Genomic DNA, 18,393 nt, shown 5'->3' on the forward strand with positions numbered 1-18,393 from the left:
GGTGAACGGCCAGGGCTACCGCTAGGTCGGTTCGCTGAGGCTAGGTCGGTGTTCGGACAGCCGCATTGCCACCCGGAGCCGGGCTGACATCACAGCGCCCCAGCTCTGGTCGGTCATCTCCTCGCTGGCAGCGGGCACCGAGTCGTACTCGGCGTTGAGTGTCGCTTCGGCCCTTCGCAGCGGCAGGCACTGGCGTGAGCAGTCACGGTGGAGGCTCATCGCAGTGATGGCGTTGTCGCGAGTGAGTTCACCGGGATCGCTTAGCCAGTTACCGAAACTCGTTGTGGTACCGATTTGGTCGGGGCTCGCTGGGTTCATGACAATGCCTTCTCGGCCGCGACCTTGTCGTCGACGATGCGCCATCCGCCCCACGCGCGCTCTCGGTTGTCCCGCGTCGGGTGTGCCTGAATCACGTTGTCGGCCACCGACACCGCCCCGCACCACACGGCAGGGCAGGCGACCCGGATCAGCTGGTGGTCGGCGTCGAATTCGGCTCTGCCGCAATCAGCGTGCAGCCGGACGTATCCTTCTCGGCCTGCCGCGACGCCGGTCGGGATCGTGTCGCATCGCGAGTCGGCGGCTGCCGGAGTGTGGTGAGAGTTGGTCCGCGGGTGGGTGTGTAGCCAGGGTTGCCACCTCATCGGTATGCCCCCGCTAGGAGGGTTTCGTGGAACCAATCGATAAAGCCCGGGTAGTCGACCGCGCACGATACCTCCATCACGCGACCGTCGAGGTCTCGGTAGAGCCGGGCGTCTTTCTCGATCCGGATCCACTCACCGCGCATGGTCACGAACGGAAGCTGCAGGGGCAGAGTGAGTGCGAGCGGGTCATGCATCCAACTTCCGCCGCGCCGCGCGAACCACAGCTCGAAGTTGGCAGCCAGCAACTGTGCCGCCGCGTTGGGCGAGGACCGCAGGCTGCGTATCACCGCCCAGTCCGGGGTGATACGGGTTTCTCGCACGTTGGTGAAATCCGACAGCATCAGCCGTGGCTTGTGAGCGACCCGCAACCCCAACCCAGCAGCGACAGTGTCGATGCGCAGGTTATGGCTGGCCACCCGCTTGTCCCGATAGCGATCGAGCCAACCGCCCATTTGATAGAGCACGAACCGCTCGGCCAACTCCGGGGCAGCGGTCACGACAGCGGCGTAGTTGGTCATCGGCCCCATACCGACCCAGTCGATCGGACCGGTCGTCATGGCGCACATCCGTGCCACCGCGTCGACCAGATCGTCGGGCTGTGGCTCCAGGCCATCGAGGTAGTCGTCCATCAGGAACCGCTGCTCGCCACCGAGATCGAGGCCGGCGATCACCGGCACATCGGTACGACCCAGCTGATCGAGTGCGTATCGGGCCAGGCGAGCGCGCCGACCACGGGTCTCATCAGCGGTGATCACAACGAGATTCGGTACCGTCTCGGCGGCAATGAGCAACGCCGCAAGGTCGTCGGGGTCATAGAACAGGTCGGTATCCAGGATCATCAGCCTGTCCAGCCAGCCGGACATCGTCCGGGTGAACGCCGCTTTCAACGGCTGACCGTTCAGCGGTGGCGGGTCGTCGAACATCTTCGATGCACTCCTTCATGGTGATGTTGGGATTTCGGAGGGAAGCTCGGCGCTGAAGCGGCACGGGACCAAGACGGGGGGCACACAGCCGCGGCCATCGGCCCCAAGGTCTCGGTGTGCAGGCTCGCAATCGGGGTGCGGGACCGGCAGCCGCTCCGAGACCCACAAATCGACCTCGCGCATCAGTTCCACACGCTCACAGCAGCTTTCGGCACGCGCGGGCTTACCGAGCAGCTTTCGGCAGTGCAGCCGACCCAGTTCATTAGCAAGCTGGCATAGCCAGTGGGTGTCCTCGAACTGCCCTCGGATCGCCAGAAATAGCTCGTCATCAGAAGGCAGCGACACCGCGATCACCGCCGGGCTGTCCGCGCCGACGCCGGGTCACGCACCGCAATCGCAGTGTTGTGCAACGGATCCGGTGCCGCTTCGGCATGGTCGATCACGACCAGCGCCAAGTGCAGCACCTCGGTACGCGCAGGAAGGAATGCTCCGAGACGCGGTGGCGAGTGCCATGTCCACCCGAGTCCGGCATCGGTCATCGGCAGCCATACGGCCGAACGTGGAGGCAGGATCGCCCCGTTGTGGCGGGTCAACGCAGGCACCGCGCGGTTGCGCAGGTGCCCCCGCCGCTTGCCGACGAGGAAGATCCAGAAACCGCCCCGTTGACCGTGACGGATGATCGGGGCCGAAATGCCCTCGCTGGAACTGTTTTTCACCTGCTGGCCCAGCCATGGTGGCATCAAGATCGCGCCCACCGTGTCATCGGTCAGCACGAACGCCCGCTGATAGGACAGCTCCGCCGCCAGCCCGTACCGGTTGCGGTAGAACTGAGCCACTTCCTTCGGTGTGTGGCAGTCTTCGAACATCACCGCACCACCCTCAAATGAGGCGCGCCCTGATCACCTGGGTCTTCCGGCGGCGCAGGCGACCCGATCGGCTCCCACACGCACTCAGCGGCGTCACGCCGCCCCTCCGCCGCACCGGTCATGAAGCCTTGAATCCGCCTGCCGCGCACCTGAACCCGCTTGCCATGCAGCAGCACCCAGTCGCGCGTCATCGAACGGCTCGCATCCCACGGCGAGTGCTCGATCGGGCAGGCGCAGCGAGTTGATGGTTTTGCCATATGCATGGCTCTGTCGCCATGCCGACCACTTCCAGCGTCGTCAGGCCAAGGATCTGCGCATACCGTCCCAGCGCCTCGAGCTCCTCGGCCGCCCTCAAGGCAAGGACAGCTTGAGCCGCGGTAAGAGTCATCCCGGGCAAGAAGCTGACCTCCCACCCGCCGCCTTCCACACTCCGGGCCTGGTGGTCGATCTGGTCACTACTCATCGAGTGGCCGACTACGTGTACCCGCTGCGTCCGTGGCAGATGGCTCGCGTCGTAGCCCCAGCGTTTGTGCGACCGGCTCAGCAGTCTGGACCACTCGTGTCAGTGGGGTCGAATACACGTGGGTGATCGGGTCGTCGTGATGATCGATGCCGAGTCGCCATGCGAGGGATTCGGCTTGGCCGCGCCCGAGGTCGGTCAAGCCCTTGCAGGTGGCCTCGCCCCTGATCGTCCGCTCGACATTGGAAATCGACTGGGCATGGCGGATGAAACTCAAACGTGTGCTGGACTCGGCGCCGAGATCATCGACCTGGATCAACGGATTCGTACCCATGTCTTTGCGCTGCATCCTTCCTAGGTGTTGGTGTGCATTCGGGGTTGGCTGGGAAGTCGCGGGGCTACACCGGTCCAGCCGAGAGGCAGCTGGGTTCGGCGGGCGAGGACCGCGTCGCGGAGGTCGGCGTATCCCCGCATGACCTCGCCGAGGTGCAACCATGCGTCGTGCTGCTGTTCTTCGTCATCGGTGTGGCGTATCGACCACCACACGTGGGCGTAGATTCGGGCGACGTGGTTGAGCACTTCGCCGAGGGACTGGGTGTGGAAGGTCGCACCGGGATGGCGTGGCAGATGGAAGACCGCCCAGCTGTCGATCTGAGCCTGCCGCGCGACGATCTCGGCGAATGCCGTGTCCGCCGTCTTGTCTCGGACGTGCGGATCCACGATCGCCGGGATGAGCGAGGCGTGCAGGTCAGCCAACTCCCGCGCGTGGTCGAGCAGCTCCGGTGCGTTGGTGAGGCGGCCGGAGATAGCGCTCAGCAATAGATGCCGCGACGGCAGCGCGTCTGTGGAGACGGTGGCCAGTGCGGTCTGCCTCATGACATCACCACGTTGGTTTGAAGAGACTTATGTGCCCCGGGCTGCAGGGTCTCAGCGCGTCGGCTTCAATGTGAAGGTGGCGGATGCGGCGGGGTGTGCGAAGCGGCGTCATCGGCCATCACAGCCGGGTGGTAGTCGCCGACCGGATTCGATGTCGGCGATGAGGGTGTCATAGCCGTCGCACAATTGCGCGAGCAACTCGGCTTCGGGGTGGTTGTCCCGATCCGAGTCCGTGGTGTACAGGATCTCCCACAGCTCTGCCATACGGGCCGCGATATCCCCGACCGATTCGGTATGTAGCGGCACGTGTGATGGGGGGTCCGCCACGACCGACGGTATCGGTGTGGCGCGGTGATCGTGGCGGCGCTGCTGCAGCCGCTCCTGTACGGCCTCGTCAATCAGCGTGATCAGCATGCTGATGTCGGTCCGGGCCGAGTTAAGGCTTTTGCCAGCTGCTCTCAGTTCATCGAGCGACGATGTCTGGTCGGTGAGGATCGCGTCGGCCAGCCGTTCGTCGCGCTGACAGGCCACCAGATCGAAGGCTGGGCCGAGGATGTCGCCCCCTGCGATCGGCTGCATCCCGGCGAACGTCGCCAGGAACATCTCCGAGGACGGCAGTCGTGCCGCCGGTGCCCATTCCGGAATCGGGCTGTCGCAGTCGTGGCTGAGGGCGTGGCCCGGACGATCGTCCGGTGCGTCGCTGGCTGGAATGACAGGCATTGCCCACTCACCGTGGCTTGCTCGTGGACAGCACCAGCCTGCCAGCCGCAATCAGACTGTCGAGCGCAGCTGCCTTGCGAGGGCAGCGCTTGGCTCGGCATGCCACGTGGTAGCGCATCACGGCCTGGGCTTGGTCGACAGTGAACGGCACCGAAGGTGCCTGATGAGTAGTTTCGTCATTAGTGGCAATGCTGTGGTACATCGCAAGCGCCATTGGGGAACTCCGTTTCTGGCTAAGAGCAGCAAGCGGTTCGCGCGGCACCCGGCACCGAGGCTCTCCCCACCGGGCCTAACCACCAGGGGCCGCTGTGCCGCGGGCAGGGAGTGCGGCGTCGGTTCGGTACCGGGTACCGGTCTTTAGAGTTGTCGACTGCGCCAGAGTTGGGAACGTAGCAACCCGTAGCACGGGTTAACGCGGGTTAACCGGAGCGAATAGAGCCTCGTAGATTGGTAGCGTCAGCGGCATGGCTGATCCAGCGCCCACCGTTGTGCACGCCCAGCGCACGGTCTATGAAGCTCGCCCTTGGCTGACCGTGACAATGAACGACATCACCGCCCCGGACGGCGTCCACCGCTCGCACCATTCGATCCACCTGGGTTCGGTGGCGCTGGTCACTGCCCTCGACGATCAGAATCGCGTGCTTATGATCCGCCGCCACCGCTGGATTGTGGAACAAGTGGGTCTCGAGACGCCGGGAGGCATCATCGAGCCCGACGAGAGCCCGGAACAGTGCGCACGCCGGGAGTTACTGGAAGAGACTGGATTTGAGCCGACGGGGCCGCTCGAGCTTAAGGCGACGTTGGAACCGATGCCCGGTCTCATTCAGACCAAGCACTACGTCTTCCTGACGCGCAATCCTCGCCAAGTGGCCGAACCGAGCGATTCGGAAGAGGAAGGTGTTCTGGAATGGGTGCCGGTGACTGATGCGCCGGAACTTCTTGCTGGTGGGCAGCTGCTCGGCGCTGGAACTGGTGTCGGCTTGCTCTTGGCGCTACACACAATTCAGCAGTCGCCGTAGTTGAGTGTGACGTTTACCGAGCCGCGCTGAGCCAAGGGTCTCGATTTGAGCTGCGACGCTTGTCAGCATCTCCTCGGCTGGCTCGAGTTCGCGCCGCCTGAGTGCGTCCTCCGCAAGATCCAAGCGCTGTGCGCAGCGGGCCCGTACGAAGTCCTCGGGCAGATGATCCAACGCATCCAGGGTCAGTTGACGTCCAGCCGGGTCGCCGACCTTGATCAAGATGTGGCCTTGCCAGCGTGCCAGATGTACGGGATCGAGAAACACATACGGAAGATCAGCCTCGTCACCGCAAGTCGCCTGCGCCAGAGCGGTTTCCGCGAGCCGCAAGCCAGACAGGACAGCATCCTGTTCACCTGTGAGCGCAGCGGCGACTTGTGCGCGAGTGGCAGCCATCCATGACCGCAGCAGCGGTGGCAGCCCAGGAAAGCCCTCGGCTTTGCGCACCTGGATGTAGGCGACGTCCGCATAGCCTGTTTCGGCGAGCATCACCGCGTGCTCGCCCACGGCGTGTGCCAGCAGGGTCGCGCTTCCGGCCCGCGAGGCCGCGACTCGCGCCAAACGGTAATGATCGGCCGACCGATCGTGGTCGCCCAGGTCAAGGTCCTGCCAGGCCACCAGCGAAGCGGCGTCAGCCTGAGCACGGGCCACACTGAGCTGGTCGACGCCGGATCGGTTGTGCCACAACTGCTCTAATGAAGCGACGTGACTTGCCGTCTGCATTCGCACCACTGGTGCGCCCAGCCAGCGGTCGAGTAACCGCAGGCTGTTCGTGTGATGCGCCAGCACCCCGTATAGAGAGTCGTCGGGCGAATCGTCCAGTGCTGGGCTCACCGAACCGGCAGGTGCAGGCGAGGGCGTCAGCTCCAGGACGCGGCACAGCAATTCTGTGTGCACTTCGTCCGGTCGGTGATGATTGTTTTCCCAGCGCGACAAGGCAATCCGCAGACTGGTGGTGTTCATGATGGGGACATTGTCGATCTCAGCGCGTTCACGCAGCGCAGCCATCAGCCGGGTCTGTGACCAGCCCCTGGCCTCACGTGCCGCACGGATCAGGCCGCCGTCGATCCCCCACCCTCCCTTTCCTGGCTCTAGCGGTCGGTTTCGATAGCAACAATAGCTTCGTTTGCGGACTGGGAGGCAGGTGAGAACCCGGGCAAACAGTTCATTGAAGCCGCGCCGACCTCCGGTAGGCCGACCGTAGAACAGCAATCTTCCCGTGGGGTCTGCTTGGCCGAACCGTTATCGACACGACTCGCCCCACTTCTCGCGCACATGCCGGGCCTCGGATCAGAAGTCATGCTGCCGACTCCTGTTCGGCGGACGAGGGCCGCAGCCAAAGGCCGTTACCGACAAGTGCGGGATCCACTCGACATTGAAGCGCAAGACATCCAGAAGGCCGCGGATCGGTTTATTGACTAGCTGGATCCAGGTTTCTCCTGCATCCAGCAATGAGATGGGCCGCCGCCTCGGCTCCTGGCAGGGTTTTTGGGGCGGCGTATCCCAAGTCAACCACCCTTCAAGATCCACAACGAGTGTCACTCGACGGAGACGTGTCACTGGCACCAGCGAGGCCCAGCGGTTCAGTGCTGGACCAGCCCGCCGACCGGAGTCGAGCTGACATGACCGGTCATCGGAAGAGTCTGCGCCAGAACCAAACCGGTGTCGACTAGCGATTATCGACGCAAGATAGGTACGTCAGCAAGAGGGGTCCACGTCGGTTCGAGGGTGGCACCATCCAGTTCACCTCTGAGTCGACCACCCGTGACGCGTACACGATAGAAGATCCCCACGTTCTGATGCTCGCCTCCCGCACGCGCCACAGCTGCCGGAATCACCCGAGAATCAACCCCCAGCAACCGATCGACGACACTTCGTAACCGGTCTCCTCCCGCAAATCGCGTGTCACCGCATCGAAGGGATCCTCAGCGTGTTCGACTCCACCACCCGGCAACGTCCACGTAGTTTCCCCGCTCCCGCGCGAAGCCACCGCCTCGAGCTTGCGCCATCCGAGCTGGCGCGGCCTGCGCACCGATACCCAAGTCCGGCACGTTCGGCGCCCGATACCGTGATCGCTGGCGGAGGTGGACCGATGGAAGACGACGAGCTGATGACTCCCGCCCAGCAACAGCTGGTGCTCGCGGTGGTCGATGCCATCAACGACGCCGCACGACCGGTCACCGACGAAGAACTCGCACGGTTTCTCGGTCAACCCCTCGATGAGGTCGCCGCGATGCAGCGCATCCTCGAGCTGGACAGCGTCGCATTCGAGCGCGGTGAACCCTCCGCCGTCGTGCTCGGCCGAATCCTGGACGTGCTGGAGTCCCTGGCCGAAGGTGAGCAGTACACCCCGCCGCCGCCCGATATGGACGACCGCGTTTGAGGCGACGTGACCGACGCCAGCTAGCAAGCGCAAAGAGCGCCCCCGTCGACATCGTGTGGCCCGCGCGGCTCGTTCCTGACGGTCAGCGCTAACCCTCGAAACCCTCCTCGGCGTTGCGAGCGATCCGGCGAATACTCGAGAAATACGTCCCTTGCATCCATTCATGCCACAGCTGGCACTGAACCAAGAGACCCTCTGCGGTATAGCCGTCGAACAGCGGATTCCAGTTGTCATCGGGGTTCACGTGTTCGGTCATGACGAGTTGGACGCGCTGCGGCGCGGCCGGTTCCGGGCGGCGGCGGGGTTGTCCTGGCTTGTCACCCCCTTCGAGCACGCCCAGCTGTAGGTCCGGCGCTCGCGCGGTATGCGGCATTTCAGAGTGAACAGCTCGTAGGCAAGCGCCGTTGCCATCCGAACGACTGAAGGCTCCGAATATCTATAACGATGCTCAAGGCATTCTGGCGTGTTTGCCGCGGCAACATCACAGTCCACGTCTGGTGAGCAGCTTCGTGACCTTCTACCTCACATAGGAGCCCGCAGCATGCGTCGATTCCTCGCCGCCGTACCTCTTGCATTGGCTATGGCGCTGATCCATCAAGCGCCATCGGCCGTCGCCGAAGAGACAGGCTGGCCGCAGCACGGCAAGCCCTTCCAACTCGAAAGCCTGGATCCTCAGCACAAGAACCAGTGCATAACGATCCAGCGCGACGAAGTGGATAGGCACAACATAATGGTCGTGCGGGCCTGCGCCGAACCCGGCACGTCAGCAATCCAAGCCCAAACGTTGCGAGCCATCGACCCGGGAAAGACCTCGCGGATCAAGAACGACAAGGCAGGCGGCTGCCTTTACATTGAACACGTGCTCTCCTGCGCTGAAACCGACGCCCAGAAGTGGACCTACGACCCCACCACAAAACAGGCTTCCACCAAGACAGCAACGGGCAGCGTGGAGTGTTGGATGCCAGTTGGGGAGGGCCTCACGATTTATCCCTGCACCAAGAAAAATGCAGCGAAAAAGCTGAGGTGGGAGATTCGTCCGCTCGACTGAGGACCTAAGCTGTGCTGCGGTAGCACCCTGCACGTCGAGGGAGAGCGCACTGGCAAAGCCGACAACCGCAGATCGGCAGAAGAGGGTGTACTGCGCCGCAGATGATCTCGCGATGCTGGCCGCGCGTGCCGGCTTGAGCGAGCGCGTGCGGGTGACAGTGGTTCTCGCCATCGTTCGGAGATGTCCCGGGAGATCTGTTCGCGCGGGCGCTACCTTGGTGGTCGGCCGCAAGTTCGGGTTCCGTGATGGCTCCGACCCTTTCGGCAGTCGTCGCAGGGTACGGTCCAGCAGGTGAACATCGAGGTCGTCGACGTGACAGAAGGCGCGGGAGTAGTCGATGTCCGGGGCGATTGCGGATCGCACGGGCAGTACGGTCAAAGCCTGCTTTATCTGGGTGGGAACGCGGCGGGGTTGGATATAGCCGATTTCGCCGGCAGCATCGGCCGATTGTTTGTGCGGGCCCCGGAGCGAGCGCCCCGGCCCGAAGAGTTGCAGGTTTTGCGTGATCTGACCACCGAGGGCTACAGCACCGGGAGCCTCGCCGAAATTCTCGCGCCGCTGCTCACGCTGATGGCCGACGGCCGCTACGAGTTACGATCCCCCGAACCGGTAACCAACCGGATCATCGAAGGCTTCCAGGCTTGGTACAGCTCGACGAAGTGGGGCATCAGCCGACCCCAGCCCGACGAGCCGAGCGGCATTCACCCGTTGGAGGACTGGCTGACACCGACCGAACACTGGCCGCCCACCGACACCGGGGCGGTCGAGCGGTATCGCACGGCACTTCGCCAGGGCGCACGGCCGGTGGTCATCGCCCTGCGTGCTGGCGCCGAAAACCTATGGAGTGGTTTCGTTCTCGACGGACACCACAAGCTCGCTGCCTACCGTGCCGAAGAGCTCGCCCCGACCGTGCTGCGCATCGCGCGAGTGGGCGCACCACCGATCACGCCCGAGGAGGTCCGAGACCATTTCCCTCGCGCAGCCGAGCATTCGGAGATGAAGTGGGCGATGGCCGCGCTGGAGCGCCGTGATCAGCGACCACTCGACCGCCCTGACCAGCACTACCGAGTCCGATGACCGACCGGAAGCCAGTACGGTAAGCGCTCGGCGCGGGTAGTTGAACCGTCCCCGGCTTCCCCTCGCACCCAACGTCTTCCGCCCTGAAATTGCATGAGGGCGCGTCCTGCAGCGTCGGTCGCGAGCGCGCCGGCCGAGCGCTCACCGGCTACTTAAGACTGGTGCCAGGACCTGATCCCGGCCAGGATCTAGTCCAGGTGCCCGACGAGAAGCTCCCTAATCGGCTGCCCACCTGCGTCATTGGTGTGGCTCTCTCATGGCTTGCCTCTCGCCGGTCACCGCGCGAGGAGTGGCTGGAAAGGGGTCTGCCCGAGCTCGAAGTAGCGTTGCCCTTCCTCGCCAACAACATCCGCTGACCAGGGAGGACACCGATGACAATCATCATCGGCATGGATCCACACAAACGCTCAGCAACCATCGAAATCATCGACCACACCGGCAAGATCCTGACCGCCGCAAGATACGGCACCGACAAAGCCGGATACACCGAAATGCTCACCACCGGAAAACAATTCCAGAACAGGGTGTGGGCGGTGGAAGGCTGCAACGGTATCGGCCGCCATATCGCCCACCGCCTGGTCCACGACGGGGAAACCGTGCTGGACGTCCCAGCGAAACTCTCCGCCCAAATACGAGTATTCGCCACCGGCAACGGCCGCAAAACCGACCCCGTCGACGCCCACTCGGTCGCGATGGCAGCACTGCACTCACCGAACCTACGTCGGGTCGAACCCGATCCAGACCTGCTGTTGCTGAGCATGCTCGCTGATCGCCGCGACGAACTCGGTCGCGCCCGCACCGAAACCGTCAACCGACTGCACCGGTTCCTGCTCGAGCTTTTCCCTGGTGGGGCCAAGAAATTCTTGTCCTTCAAGCAGGCACGCACACTGATCGCGACGATCAAACCACGCGATCCGCTCGGCAAAGCCCGGCGCCGGCTGGCCGTCGAGCTGATCGGTGAACTCGAAAGCATCGATGGAAAGATCAAAGCAGCCGACAAAGAGTTGCGCCAACTCATCATCGACCGCGGCTCGACGTTGATGGACTTGGTCGGCATCGGACCCTCCAGCGCCGCAAGGCTTCTCGCCGACACCGGCGATATCCACCGCTTCCGCAACCGAGATCGGTTCGCCTCCTGGAACGGCACCGCACCACTGGACGCCTCCTCCGGCGAACAGCAACGGCATCGACTCTCCCGCGCCGGGAACCGGCGCATCAACCGCGTCCTGCACATCATGGCCGTGGTCCAACTCCGCAATCCGACCCCAGGCCGCGTCTACTTCGACACGCGCAAAGCCGCAGGAAAGACCTCAATGGAGTCGATGCGCTCACTCAAACGGCGACTATCCAACATCGTCTACGCCCGTATGCTCGCCGACCAGCGACAACGCGAAAAGGCAAGCCCGGGAGGGCACTCGGGAACGACTCTGCAATCCAACGCGACCGGCCATCTGATCAACAGCTTGCTACAGGTCCAGAACCACCAGAGAACGACGCCCGCAGGCCGCCGGTGACCGGCGGTGCCGGTGTCCGCAGATGCCCTGATGAGAACTGGGTTCGGGGCGTCAGTAGATGTCGTTGTCCAGGTGGAGGGTGTCGCGGTACCCGTGCCGGTAGTCGGCGACGGCATCGGCTAGTAATGCAGTCGGCGTGCGACCACATCCGGTGGGTCGGCCATCTGCCACCCACCGCCGTCTGCACGGAGTCCGTTGATGTTGGGCAGCGCGAGCAGGTTCAACGCCGCGGTGACTTCGTCGAGGGTCGGTGTTGGGTCGAGGTCCCGGCGCACCACCCGATGTATCTCGGCAGTCGCGAAGCTGCCGGAGTCGCCCTCGTCATCGATGGCGGCCATTACCACCGAGAGCACGTCACCGGATCGTTCCTCTCGTGCGGTCATGGGGTACTCCTGCGGTTCACTTCGGTTCGGACAGTGCTCGCTGCGGGCACCACTGATACGCGAGGCGTGGCCCTGCTGATTGGCAACCGGTGGAGTGCATGTATTCCTCTGTTGCACAATTCCTCCGTCTCTGGCGAGCGGGACTCTCGCGGCTACTGCCGGTGTCGACCATGGGGGCGATCGTCTTGGCCGACGGGGTTCGGCGGCGGTGTCAGGGAGTGCTCGGGACACCATTGGCGCAAGACGAGTTGGCCGTGGCCGTTACCGGTGGAGGCGGTGAACTCGACGAGTCCCAGCCATACCCCGTTCCAGGTCCTGGCCCAGGCATGCAACAGTCCGGGCACGTTTCCGGTAAGGCGCAAGCCGCCCGAGCTGACCCGTAGAGGTACCGATTTCTTCGCGCCGAAGGTCGCGCGCTGGGTCGAAATCGCTTGGCCGAGGTCCACGACGACGGCCATCGGAGGCTTGACGACCCGACGCAGTGACGGGCTGAACTCCTCCGGCCATTCGTCGAACATAAGTTCTAACTATACCGCGTCTCCGCTGGCATCCGGCTCGTCGAGAACGCGCGCCATGCGGCATGTGCGGACGTAGTAACGGACCGGGCCGCCGGTAGCCGAGAATTGCTTAGGAGTAACGCGTATCACAGAGTCATCGATGACCTTGGTAGAGCGAACGAACTATGCAGAAGGGGCCGGGCTGCATGGGATCGCGCCTGACGAGGAGCAGCGTTCACCAAGAAGCGGGAGATTCGGACCATGGCGCAGCAGTTACCGGGGCTAGATCCTACGGAGGTAACCCCTGACTCGCCCGTCCACCGCTCGCAACGATTTCTGGCTAGTGCCTACGATTCAGTCGCCAGCCTCGTGCATGAGTCGTACCCGGCGCTTCGATCCCAGCGCACTGGCAGCCGCGGAAGGCTTACCCACGCAGAACAGGACCTATTTCGTGCAGCCGTTGTGTTCGCGGGTGCAGGTGTTGATTCGGTGCTGAAGCAGGCGCTTAGGTCCTGTGTACCGATTCAGGTTGCGCAATCCGAGCCGGCCCGCGAAAAGTACCTGGACTTCGTGGCAAAGCGGATCCAATCGGGCTCCTCCGTCAACCCGCGCCAGATTGCAGCACTGCTGATCTCGCCAAGCCCGAATGATGAGCTGCTCGACGCCTACATCGAGGCCCTCACCGGGTCGAGTTTGCAGTCTCAGACACAGGTCACCGCGAGCCTGGCAGCACTCGGGCTTAGCGAACAACGCCAGCTTTTCGTCGAATCGAAGGACCTGAACAGCCTGTTCAAGGCGCGAAACGAGATCGCGCATGAGATGGACATGACCACGGCTGCTGTCAAAGGGCGAGGAGATAGGACACGCCGTGAGCGGTCTCTCAGCGCCTATATCGACATGTGCCATGGTGGGCTGAACTACTGCCAGCGAGTTCTCAACCAGCTCGAAAAAAGCTTGCAGAGCTGACCGATTTGGTCAGCGCGCTCCGGCGGACCGGGCCTGGGCGTTGGCTGCGGAGCCGAAGAACGACACGAGGTGCTCGCACCCTCGTCGGCAGCTGCGGACGCTCGCGGAACGCACTGCACGCGGCAATACCGGACGTTCGTGAGGCGCCGAGCTGCTGTTCACCAAACGTGACAACACTCAGCTGCCGACAGCTCGTTTGATCGGGTTGCGGCGGCTGACGCTGTTGCCGCTGAGGGTGTGTCATTGGTCCTCGGAGCTGGTCGGCCCGCTCCGAGGTCGGCATGCGTGGTGTCCCGTGTGGAAATATGCCACCGCCTCAGCCGGGCGAGGTCGCCGGGCTGAGGCTATAGGGAGACACGCCCTAGTGTGGTGTCCTTGCAACGCTAGCTCGTCGCGGGCTCACCCGTCTCGGGCCGGTGCTGCCGTTGGCTCAGCACGAGCGCACCCGCTGCCAGCAGGTAGAACGGCGACAGGAGCAGCAAATCCCATCCCGCCGTGTCGTTGTGCTCGAGCGCCTTCATCCCGAGATATCCGTCTACCGTGCCGAGAACGGCCAAAATACCTGCGGCCCAGCGCGTTCCGAGCCGAACATGCCTGCGCGGCATCGCGAAGACGACTGCGGGCAGCAGCACCACGAGGCCCGACTCTGCGACGAATACGAGCCATTGCTCGAGCAGCGGCGGCAGCGGCAGGTAGCCCATCGCGACGACCTCGACGTGGTCCCCTCCGGCATCGCTGTGGATCGCCCCGGCGTCGTGGATCGCCTTGGCGTCGCTGTCGGGCAGCTCCGGGAAGTCCGCAGTGAGCACCTGTGGTAATGCGACCAGCATCAGGGTCACCACGCGCCAGCAGGCGACGCAGCGCCACCACCGCCCCAGCGACACCATCATGCCTCCATCCCCTCTGGCCGACCTCTGCGCGGGCGACGCTACCCGCGCCGCCCATCCGCAGCGAAATATCGGATGGTATGCGCGGCAGTCGATCTCGTCGGACAGAACGCGCGCCACGCGGCAATATAGGGCGTCCTGGGCGGACAGGCCAGTGCCTGCCGGTAGGTGAGTATTACCGACCGTGGCCTCCGAGCAGGCACCGGTGTCGGAGGTAGATGTGATGATCGGACAATGCACGTTAGCCCCATTGAAGAGTCGTGGCGACGGATCGACTCCTGGCTCGCCGCGCATGCGCCGCGTACCTTCTCCTCTTTGCGCCCACCCGCCTCGCAGGAGGCCATCAGCGCCGCGGCCACCGAGCTGGGGGTGGAGTTCCCTGCGGATCTGGTCGCGTATCTGCGGCACCATGACGGAGTCTCCCCCGGGGAGCGGGGTCTCGTCGTCCCCGAGGAGGGGGGTTTCTGCTTCCCCGGCTTCGAGCCCTACACCCTCGCCCAGATCCTCTCCTCGGGCCGCAGCCGCCAGCAGTGGTGGGCCGGGAACGAAGAAGACCCATATCTCGAGGGCTCCTGGCACCACGATTTCGTGCCCTTCGCCCGCAATATCAGTGCGGACGGGCTGGTCGTGGACTGCCGTCGAGGCGAGTCGTTCGGCGCGGTGGGCCAGGACAACGAGGGCCATGGCGTGAGCTTCGGCGAATGGGGAAGCCTTGCCGCCTTTTTGGAACAGATCGCCGACTCCCTGGAGGACGGAACAGTCATAACGGTCGGGCTGTCGTATGTGCCTGTCGTCGACGACGGGATGCTGCTGTGGGAGCGCGCTCCCGAACGGCCGGCCGAGCCTCAGTCCCTGGTCGACCTCGCCATCGACGCTGCGGACCCGGTCATCGCCGCGCCACACCTCGCGACCGCCCAGGCATCGCTGGCAGAGAGTTGGCCAACCGGAGACGAAGACTTCTGCCTCACCTTCGCACAGGCCTTGGATGAGGACGAACTCCTGCGCCGGTTCGGCATGTTGCCCCAGACCCGGCGGCCGCGGCGGCGGGAGAAAGCAGGAGGTCCGGTCCTCGAGTGGAAGCCTGGTGCGCTACTGCCGGTGGTCCGCATGGGAACCCACGACGGTTGGGCGTTCGGCATCGAGGAAGGGCACCATCTTTTCGAGGGCACCCGCGAGGAGGTGCTGCGCCGGGTGTCCCGTGGCACCCGCGCGGTGTCCATCAGCTATTGGGACGACGGTAAGGCCTTGGTGCTGCTTGTAGACGACGGCGAACTGGTGACGAGGTACTACTCCCGGTCGGCCGACTGGCAAGGCGCGCGCGACCCGTTCGAGGTCTTCCCCGGTCTGCCGATGTCCGGACAGGAACCCGCACCCGAGCAGCGGCGAGAATGGCTGCTGGCGGTATGCGACGCGGTCGTTCGCCACTGCGGCATTCCACTGCCACCACCGGGCCTGGACGGGGAACTCGACAGCGCGCAGATCCTTCCCCAGCTCCCGGACAACAACTTCGGGCTCCCCGAGCACAACTTCAAGACACCCGTGCCCGATCGGTTTGCTTCCCTCGTCGACGCCGCGACGCCCGAGCGCGTGCGCCGCGCACTCGCCACACAGATGTCGTCACTGGCCGCCGAGACCGGACTCGACAGCTATGACGAGGTCACCGACGCGCTGTCTCTGCTGAGCAAGGAGGATAGGCCTGGCATTACCGACGACTCAGCCCTTGACCTGCGGCTGCGCCGCGTGCACGCCGAGGCCGCGGCGAGACACGCCACCCCCAACGACCAGTATGTCTGGCAAGACCGCGCCATGGCCGCTCGCGCCCTGGCCGACGCACTCAACCTGTCGGCCCGAGAAGCCCTGGGCTTAGTCGTGGGGCTGCGTCAGGACCCCCATTGGCGGCAGGAGTTTCGCAAGCAGCTGACCGACGACTGATTCCTGCATGATCTTGGTCCAGGTGGACGCGCCAGACCATAAACACAGGCCTCCCTGTTCCCTCCGACCTTGCCGGGCCATCGGCACTGCACGCTCGTTGGCACTACCGGACGTTGAGAAGCCATGCTGGACAACCATTTTGGTTGATCGGCCAACGCGCACGCCATGCGGCATTACCGGATGTTTGGCTGACGCGGCCGTCCGCGCCGAATGCCATGACAAGCGTCCGATGGCGCTGGTCAAGGATCGACCGACTGACACCGCGGCCTACCCGGGGGCCGTGCGGTTTGTCCCCGCCAGGGGTGACCGATCCGTGGCCGCTGCTGTGACGAATACGTCGGTGGGCCGGTTGTGTGTTGCTGGTGTGCTCGGCTGCGTTCCCTCGTCCTTAGTCCTGTCGTAGGAGGTTGGCGTGGAAAGTCGTTTTCGGGCTATGGGGTCGTTGGGGGCTGTGGTGATGGCGTGCGCTGGGGTTGGGGCCGCGGCTCCCGCGTACGCCCAGCCCAAGCCGCCGTGGAGCGGCCGCTGTGTTGTTGAGAGCGCCGAGTTGGAGGCGGAGATACCGTTTATCGTCCAAGGCTGCCAACGCGCCTTCAGCGCGGCCGCTCGCGCCGCTCGCGCCGCCGAAGTCGCCGGTCCCGCCGCCGCCGCCACGGCCGCCACCGCCGCTGAGGCCGCTGAGGCCGCCGCTGACGCCTCCGAAGCAGCTGACGCGGCCACCGCCGCCGACGCCGCTGCCACCGCCGCAGACGCTGCCGCCGCTACCTTCGACGACAACCGCATTGACATCGACGCAGACTCCGCCGCCGGCGCCGCCGCCAGCGCCGCCGCCGTCGCCAAACTCGCGGCGAGGGTGAAGGCGAAGCCTACGGACGCGGCGACCGCCTACCTGGCGGCCCAGGGTGAGGAGAGGGCTGTGAAAGCGTCGAAGAAGGCTTTCGGGGGTCCGGATCCGGTGAAGATCATTCAGATTCCCTAGTTAGGAGGTTTGCAGGGGCCGGTTTGCCGGGGCGGGTTTGGGTTTGGATGTCGCGGACAACCCGGACCCCGAGCCCGAACAGCGGGCAGCGAAGTCGATCCAGACGACCTGGCGCGATAGCCAACAAACGTTCCTCGACGCGGGCGCGAATGCATTGGAGCCGCGTCCGAGCGGCCCGGCCCCGGTGCGCGTAGTTCTGCCGATGAGCGGCGGTTACGGATCGAGAACGAACAGCTGAAACTCGCCTTGGCCGAGGCGACGGTCCAGCTGAGGATTCAGCGCCACGACGGTGCCGGGGAGTGTCCCTTCCCTGACCTAAAAGCCCTGAGCAGCAGAGCAGCTGCCGGTTTCGAGGTTCGCCCGACTTGCCGGAACCCCCGAACGCACCTACCGCCGCCTGGCACGGTTTCGGGCGGGAACGTCGGCGCGTGGACCGCGGCTGGCTCTGTTCGCCAAATGACGACGGCCGCGCGGCGTTCCACCTGGCGCAATAGGTGAACGCGCGCCCGGCGACCATCTTCATGTGTTGGTGCCAGGCGCTCTAATGGCCGGTTCAGCGGGCGGGACGGTGCGGCTCGTTGATTGCTGTTCGATAACCAGATGACGCTGTCATTGGTTTTGGCCGTTGTTGATCACCTACCGTCGAAGGGTCAGGTGTTATCCAGGTCAACAAGAGCTGAGGTAACTGAGATGGCTGCGAAGTTCGAGATGTACAAGGACAAGTCCGATAAGTACCGGTTCCGGCTCAAAGCCACCAACGGCGAGATCATTGCTGTCGGCGAAGCGTATGAGTCTGAGACTGCGTGCAAGAACGGCATCGAGTCGGTCAAGAAGAACGCTCCAGCCGCAGAGATTGTCAACCAGACCGGGGCACGGGTCTAGGGAGTTCGTTCCGCGAGCTCGGTCCGGCCACTTGTCGCCGGACCGAGCAAACGCGTCCAGCGGCATAGAACGTTGGGGCCTTGCCGCGCGCTAAGATCGCGCGCCATGAGGCATTTCCGGACGAGGTTCGGGCACTTTGTTCGAGCGTTCGCGGACGACCTCGGGCGTGCCCTCGGCCGCTGCGGACGAACCGTGGCAGCTAGGCGGTGTCGGCGGGCGAGTCAGGCTCGTCGACGGGCACGAGTCGCCTGACATCGGCCGGTTACTGATAGACACCGGGCTTCGGCCCATCGATAACTTCGACGAGCGCGCGGTTCGGGTCACCGTTACACCGATCTCGATC

General features: G+C 64.4%; 22 protein-coding genes. 11 read left to right on the top strand and 11 right to left on the bottom strand.

Annotation, left to right across the window (positions count from 1 at the left end; translation table 11 throughout):
* Positions 1–314: 314 nt before the first annotated feature.
* The 4 genes from ACFK0J_RS17095 to ACFK0J_RS17110 all read right to left on the bottom strand — a co-directional run bounded on the left by ACFK0J_RS17095 (position 315) and on the right by ACFK0J_RS17110 (position 3,119).
* Positions 315–641: a hypothetical protein gene (locus ACFK0J_RS17095; protein ID WP_378741376.1), complete on the bottom strand. Its 327-nt coding sequence runs from the start codon at positions 639–641 to the stop codon at positions 315–317.
* Positions 638–1,564 (bottom strand): nucleoside hydrolase, encoded by a 927-nt coding sequence (locus ACFK0J_RS17100; protein WP_378741378.1) that lies wholly within the window; start codon positions 1,562–1,564, stop codon positions 638–640. The genes ACFK0J_RS17095 and ACFK0J_RS17100 overlap by 4 nt, the downstream gene beginning before the upstream one ends.
* A 350-nt stretch (positions 1,565–1,914) precedes the next feature.
* A complete protein-coding gene (locus ACFK0J_RS17105; RefSeq protein ID WP_378741380.1) occupies positions 1,915–2,433 on the bottom strand; it encodes a hypothetical protein in 519 nt (172 codons plus the stop codon).
* A gap of 452 nt (positions 2,434–2,885) precedes the next feature.
* Positions 2,886–3,119: a histidine phosphatase family protein gene (locus ACFK0J_RS17110; protein WP_378742875.1), complete on the bottom strand. Its 234-nt coding sequence runs from the start codon at positions 3,117–3,119 to the stop codon at positions 2,886–2,888.
* Here ACFK0J_RS17110 and ACFK0J_RS17115 point away from each other — a divergent pair.
* Positions 3,033–3,248: a hypothetical protein gene (locus ACFK0J_RS17115; RefSeq protein ID WP_378743423.1), complete on the top strand. Its 216-nt coding sequence runs from the start codon at positions 3,033–3,035 to the stop codon at positions 3,246–3,248. The two genes, ACFK0J_RS17110 and ACFK0J_RS17115, sit on opposite strands and share 87 nt — an antisense overlap.
* On the opposite strand, the gene ACFK0J_RS17120 is transcribed toward ACFK0J_RS17115, so the two are convergent.
* Entirely contained in the window at positions 3,245–3,766 is a 522-nt protein-coding gene (locus tag ACFK0J_RS17120) for a hypothetical protein (RefSeq protein ID WP_378741382.1), read from the bottom strand. The two genes, ACFK0J_RS17115 and ACFK0J_RS17120, sit on opposite strands and share 4 nt — an antisense overlap.
* Positions 3,767–3,874: 108 nt before the next feature.
* Positions 3,875–4,369, bottom strand: a complete 495-nt coding sequence (locus ACFK0J_RS17125; RefSeq protein WP_378741384.1) for a hypothetical protein — start codon at positions 4,367–4,369, stop codon at positions 3,875–3,877.
* A gap of 581 nt (positions 4,370–4,950) precedes the next feature.
* Here ACFK0J_RS17125 and ACFK0J_RS17130 point away from each other — a divergent pair.
* Complete coding sequence (locus tag ACFK0J_RS17130; RefSeq protein WP_378741386.1) at positions 4,951–5,505, top strand: NUDIX hydrolase; 555 nt, start codon at positions 4,951–4,953, stop codon at positions 5,503–5,505.
* Here ACFK0J_RS17130 and ACFK0J_RS17135 read toward each other — a convergent pair.
* Both ACFK0J_RS17135 and ACFK0J_RS17140 read right to left on the bottom strand, forming a co-directional pair.
* Positions 5,479–6,510, bottom strand: coding sequence for a hypothetical protein (locus ACFK0J_RS17135; RefSeq protein WP_378741388.1), 1,032 nt, complete (start codon positions 6,508–6,510; stop codon positions 5,479–5,481). The two genes, ACFK0J_RS17130 and ACFK0J_RS17135, sit on opposite strands and share 27 nt — an antisense overlap.
* An 826-nt stretch (positions 6,511–7,336) precedes the next feature.
* Entirely contained in the window at positions 7,337–7,534 is a 198-nt protein-coding gene (locus tag ACFK0J_RS17140) for an NUDIX domain-containing protein (RefSeq protein ID WP_378741390.1), read from the bottom strand.
* Between the two features lie 60 nt (positions 7,535–7,594).
* Between ACFK0J_RS17140 and ACFK0J_RS17145 the strand changes: the two genes are divergently transcribed.
* The 5 genes from ACFK0J_RS17145 to ACFK0J_RS17165 all read left to right on the top strand — a co-directional run bounded on the left by ACFK0J_RS17145 (position 7,595) and on the right by ACFK0J_RS17165 (position 11,524).
* Positions 7,595–7,885, top strand: coding sequence for a hypothetical protein (locus tag ACFK0J_RS17145; protein WP_378741392.1), 291 nt, complete (start codon positions 7,595–7,597; stop codon positions 7,883–7,885).
* A 163-nt stretch (positions 7,886–8,048) separates the two neighbouring features.
* Positions 8,049–8,231, top strand: coding sequence for a hypothetical protein (locus tag ACFK0J_RS17150; RefSeq protein WP_378741394.1), 183 nt, complete (start codon positions 8,049–8,051; stop codon positions 8,229–8,231).
* A 195-nt stretch (positions 8,232–8,426) separates the two neighbouring features.
* Positions 8,427–8,933, top strand: a complete 507-nt coding sequence (locus ACFK0J_RS17155) for a hypothetical protein (protein WP_378741396.1) — start codon at positions 8,427–8,429, stop codon at positions 8,931–8,933.
* Positions 8,934–9,224: 291 nt separating this feature from the next.
* Positions 9,225–10,010, top strand: coding sequence for a hypothetical protein (locus tag ACFK0J_RS17160; RefSeq protein ID WP_378741398.1), 786 nt, complete (start codon positions 9,225–9,227; stop codon positions 10,008–10,010).
* A 371-nt stretch (positions 10,011–10,381) separates the two neighbouring features.
* Positions 10,382–11,524, top strand: a complete 1,143-nt coding sequence (locus ACFK0J_RS17165; RefSeq protein ID WP_378741400.1) for an IS110 family transposase — start codon at positions 10,382–10,384, stop codon at positions 11,522–11,524.
* 119 nt (positions 11,525–11,643) lie between these two features.
* On the opposite strand, the gene ACFK0J_RS17170 is transcribed toward ACFK0J_RS17165, so the two are convergent.
* Together ACFK0J_RS17170 and ACFK0J_RS17175 are read right to left on the bottom strand one after the other, a co-directional pair.
* The gene (locus ACFK0J_RS17170; protein ID WP_378741402.1) at positions 11,644–11,907 is read right to left on the bottom strand and encodes a hypothetical protein; all 264 of its coding nucleotides are present in this window, start codon (positions 11,905–11,907) and stop codon (positions 11,644–11,646) included.
* A gap of 152 nt (positions 11,908–12,059) precedes the next feature.
* Positions 12,060–12,425, bottom strand: a complete 366-nt coding sequence (locus tag ACFK0J_RS17175; protein ID WP_378741404.1) for a hypothetical protein — start codon at positions 12,423–12,425, stop codon at positions 12,060–12,062.
* Between the two features lie 468 nt (positions 12,426–12,893).
* Between ACFK0J_RS17175 and ACFK0J_RS17180 the strand changes: the two genes are divergently transcribed.
* Positions 12,894–13,370 carry a hypothetical protein gene (locus tag ACFK0J_RS17180; RefSeq protein ID WP_378741406.1) on the top strand — a complete coding sequence of 159 codons (477 nt, stop codon included), beginning with the start codon at positions 12,894–12,896 and terminating at the stop codon, positions 13,368–13,370.
* Positions 13,371–13,753: 383 nt separating this feature from the next.
* Here the strand turns inward: ACFK0J_RS17180 and ACFK0J_RS17185 are convergent, their stop codons facing one another.
* On the bottom strand, positions 13,754–14,260 hold the full coding sequence (locus tag ACFK0J_RS17185; RefSeq protein ID WP_378741408.1) for a hypothetical protein: 507 nt from the start codon (positions 14,258–14,260) through the stop codon (positions 13,754–13,756).
* 231 nt (positions 14,261–14,491) lie between these two features.
* Here ACFK0J_RS17185 and ACFK0J_RS17190 point away from each other — a divergent pair, with 231 nt between their 5' ends.
* From ACFK0J_RS17190 to ACFK0J_RS17200, 3 genes are all read left to right on the top strand, one after another.
* Positions 14,492–16,189 (top strand): SMI1/KNR4 family protein, encoded by a 1,698-nt coding sequence (locus ACFK0J_RS17190; protein WP_378741410.1) that lies wholly within the window; start codon positions 14,492–14,494, stop codon positions 16,187–16,189.
* Between the two features lie 412 nt (positions 16,190–16,601).
* Positions 16,602–17,168, top strand: a complete 567-nt coding sequence (locus ACFK0J_RS17195; RefSeq protein ID WP_378741412.1) for a hypothetical protein — start codon at positions 16,602–16,604, stop codon at positions 17,166–17,168.
* 600 nt (positions 17,169–17,768) lie between these two features.
* Complete coding sequence (locus ACFK0J_RS17200) at positions 17,769–18,050, top strand: YegP family protein (RefSeq protein WP_378741414.1); 282 nt, start codon at positions 17,769–17,771, stop codon at positions 18,048–18,050.
* Positions 18,051–18,393 lie beyond the last annotated feature (343 nt).

This window comes from Nocardia brasiliensis, assembly GCF_042691675.1.
In the GTDB taxonomy this organism is placed as follows: Bacteria; Actinomycetota; Actinomycetes; order Mycobacteriales; family Mycobacteriaceae; genus Nocardia; species Nocardia brasiliensis_D.

What these genes read in the sequence shown, in the direction of transcription:
- ACFK0J_RS17155 (WP_378741396.1), top strand. Translation starts at nt 8,427, where the DNA reads ATGCGTCGATTCCTCGCCGCCGTACCTCTTGCATTGGCTATGGCGCTG.
- ACFK0J_RS17150 (WP_378741394.1), top strand. Translation starts at nt 8,049, where the DNA reads ATGCCACAGCTGGCACTGAACCAAGAGACCCTCTGCGGTATAGCCGTC.
- ACFK0J_RS17170 (WP_378741402.1), bottom strand. Translation starts at nt 11,907, where the DNA reads ATGACCGCACGAGAGGAACGATCCGGTGACGTGCTCTCGGTGGTAATG.
- ACFK0J_RS17165 (WP_378741400.1), top strand. Translation starts at nt 10,382, where the DNA reads ATGACAATCATCATCGGCATGGATCCACACAAACGCTCAGCAACCATC.
- ACFK0J_RS17095 (WP_378741376.1), bottom strand. Translation starts at nt 641, where the DNA reads ATGAGGTGGCAACCCTGGCTACACACCCACCCGCGGACCAACTCTCAC.
- ACFK0J_RS17190 (WP_378741410.1), top strand. Translation starts at nt 14,492, where the DNA reads ATGCACGTTAGCCCCATTGAAGAGTCGTGGCGACGGATCGACTCCTGG.
- ACFK0J_RS17185 (WP_378741408.1), bottom strand. Translation starts at nt 14,260, where the DNA reads ATGATGGTGTCGCTGGGGCGGTGGTGGCGCTGCGTCGCCTGCTGGCGC.
- ACFK0J_RS17115 (WP_378743423.1), top strand. Translation starts at nt 3,033, where the DNA reads ATGATCGATGCCGAGTCGCCATGCGAGGGATTCGGCTTGGCCGCGCCC.
- ACFK0J_RS17175 (WP_378741404.1), bottom strand. Translation starts at nt 12,425, where the DNA reads ATGTTCGACGAATGGCCGGAGGAGTTCAGCCCGTCACTGCGTCGGGTC.
- ACFK0J_RS17200 (WP_378741414.1), top strand. Translation starts at nt 17,769, where the DNA reads ATGACGCTGTCATTGGTTTTGGCCGTTGTTGATCACCTACCGTCGAAG.
- ACFK0J_RS17135 (WP_378741388.1), bottom strand. Translation starts at nt 6,510, where the DNA reads ATGGCTGCGCTGCGTGAACGCGCTGAGATCGACAATGTCCCCATCATG.
- ACFK0J_RS17145 (WP_378741392.1), top strand. Translation starts at nt 7,595, where the DNA reads ATGGAAGACGACGAGCTGATGACTCCCGCCCAGCAACAGCTGGTGCTC.
- ACFK0J_RS17100 (WP_378741378.1), bottom strand. Translation starts at nt 1,564, where the DNA reads ATGTTCGACGACCCGCCACCGCTGAACGGTCAGCCGTTGAAAGCGGCG.
- ACFK0J_RS17125 (WP_378741384.1), bottom strand. Translation starts at nt 4,369, where the DNA reads ATGTTCCTGGCGACGTTCGCCGGGATGCAGCCGATCGCAGGGGGCGAC.
- ACFK0J_RS17130 (WP_378741386.1), top strand. Translation starts at nt 4,951, where the DNA reads ATGGCTGATCCAGCGCCCACCGTTGTGCACGCCCAGCGCACGGTCTAT.
- ACFK0J_RS17120 (WP_378741382.1), bottom strand. Translation starts at nt 3,766, where the DNA reads ATGAGGCAGACCGCACTGGCCACCGTCTCCACAGACGCGCTGCCGTCG.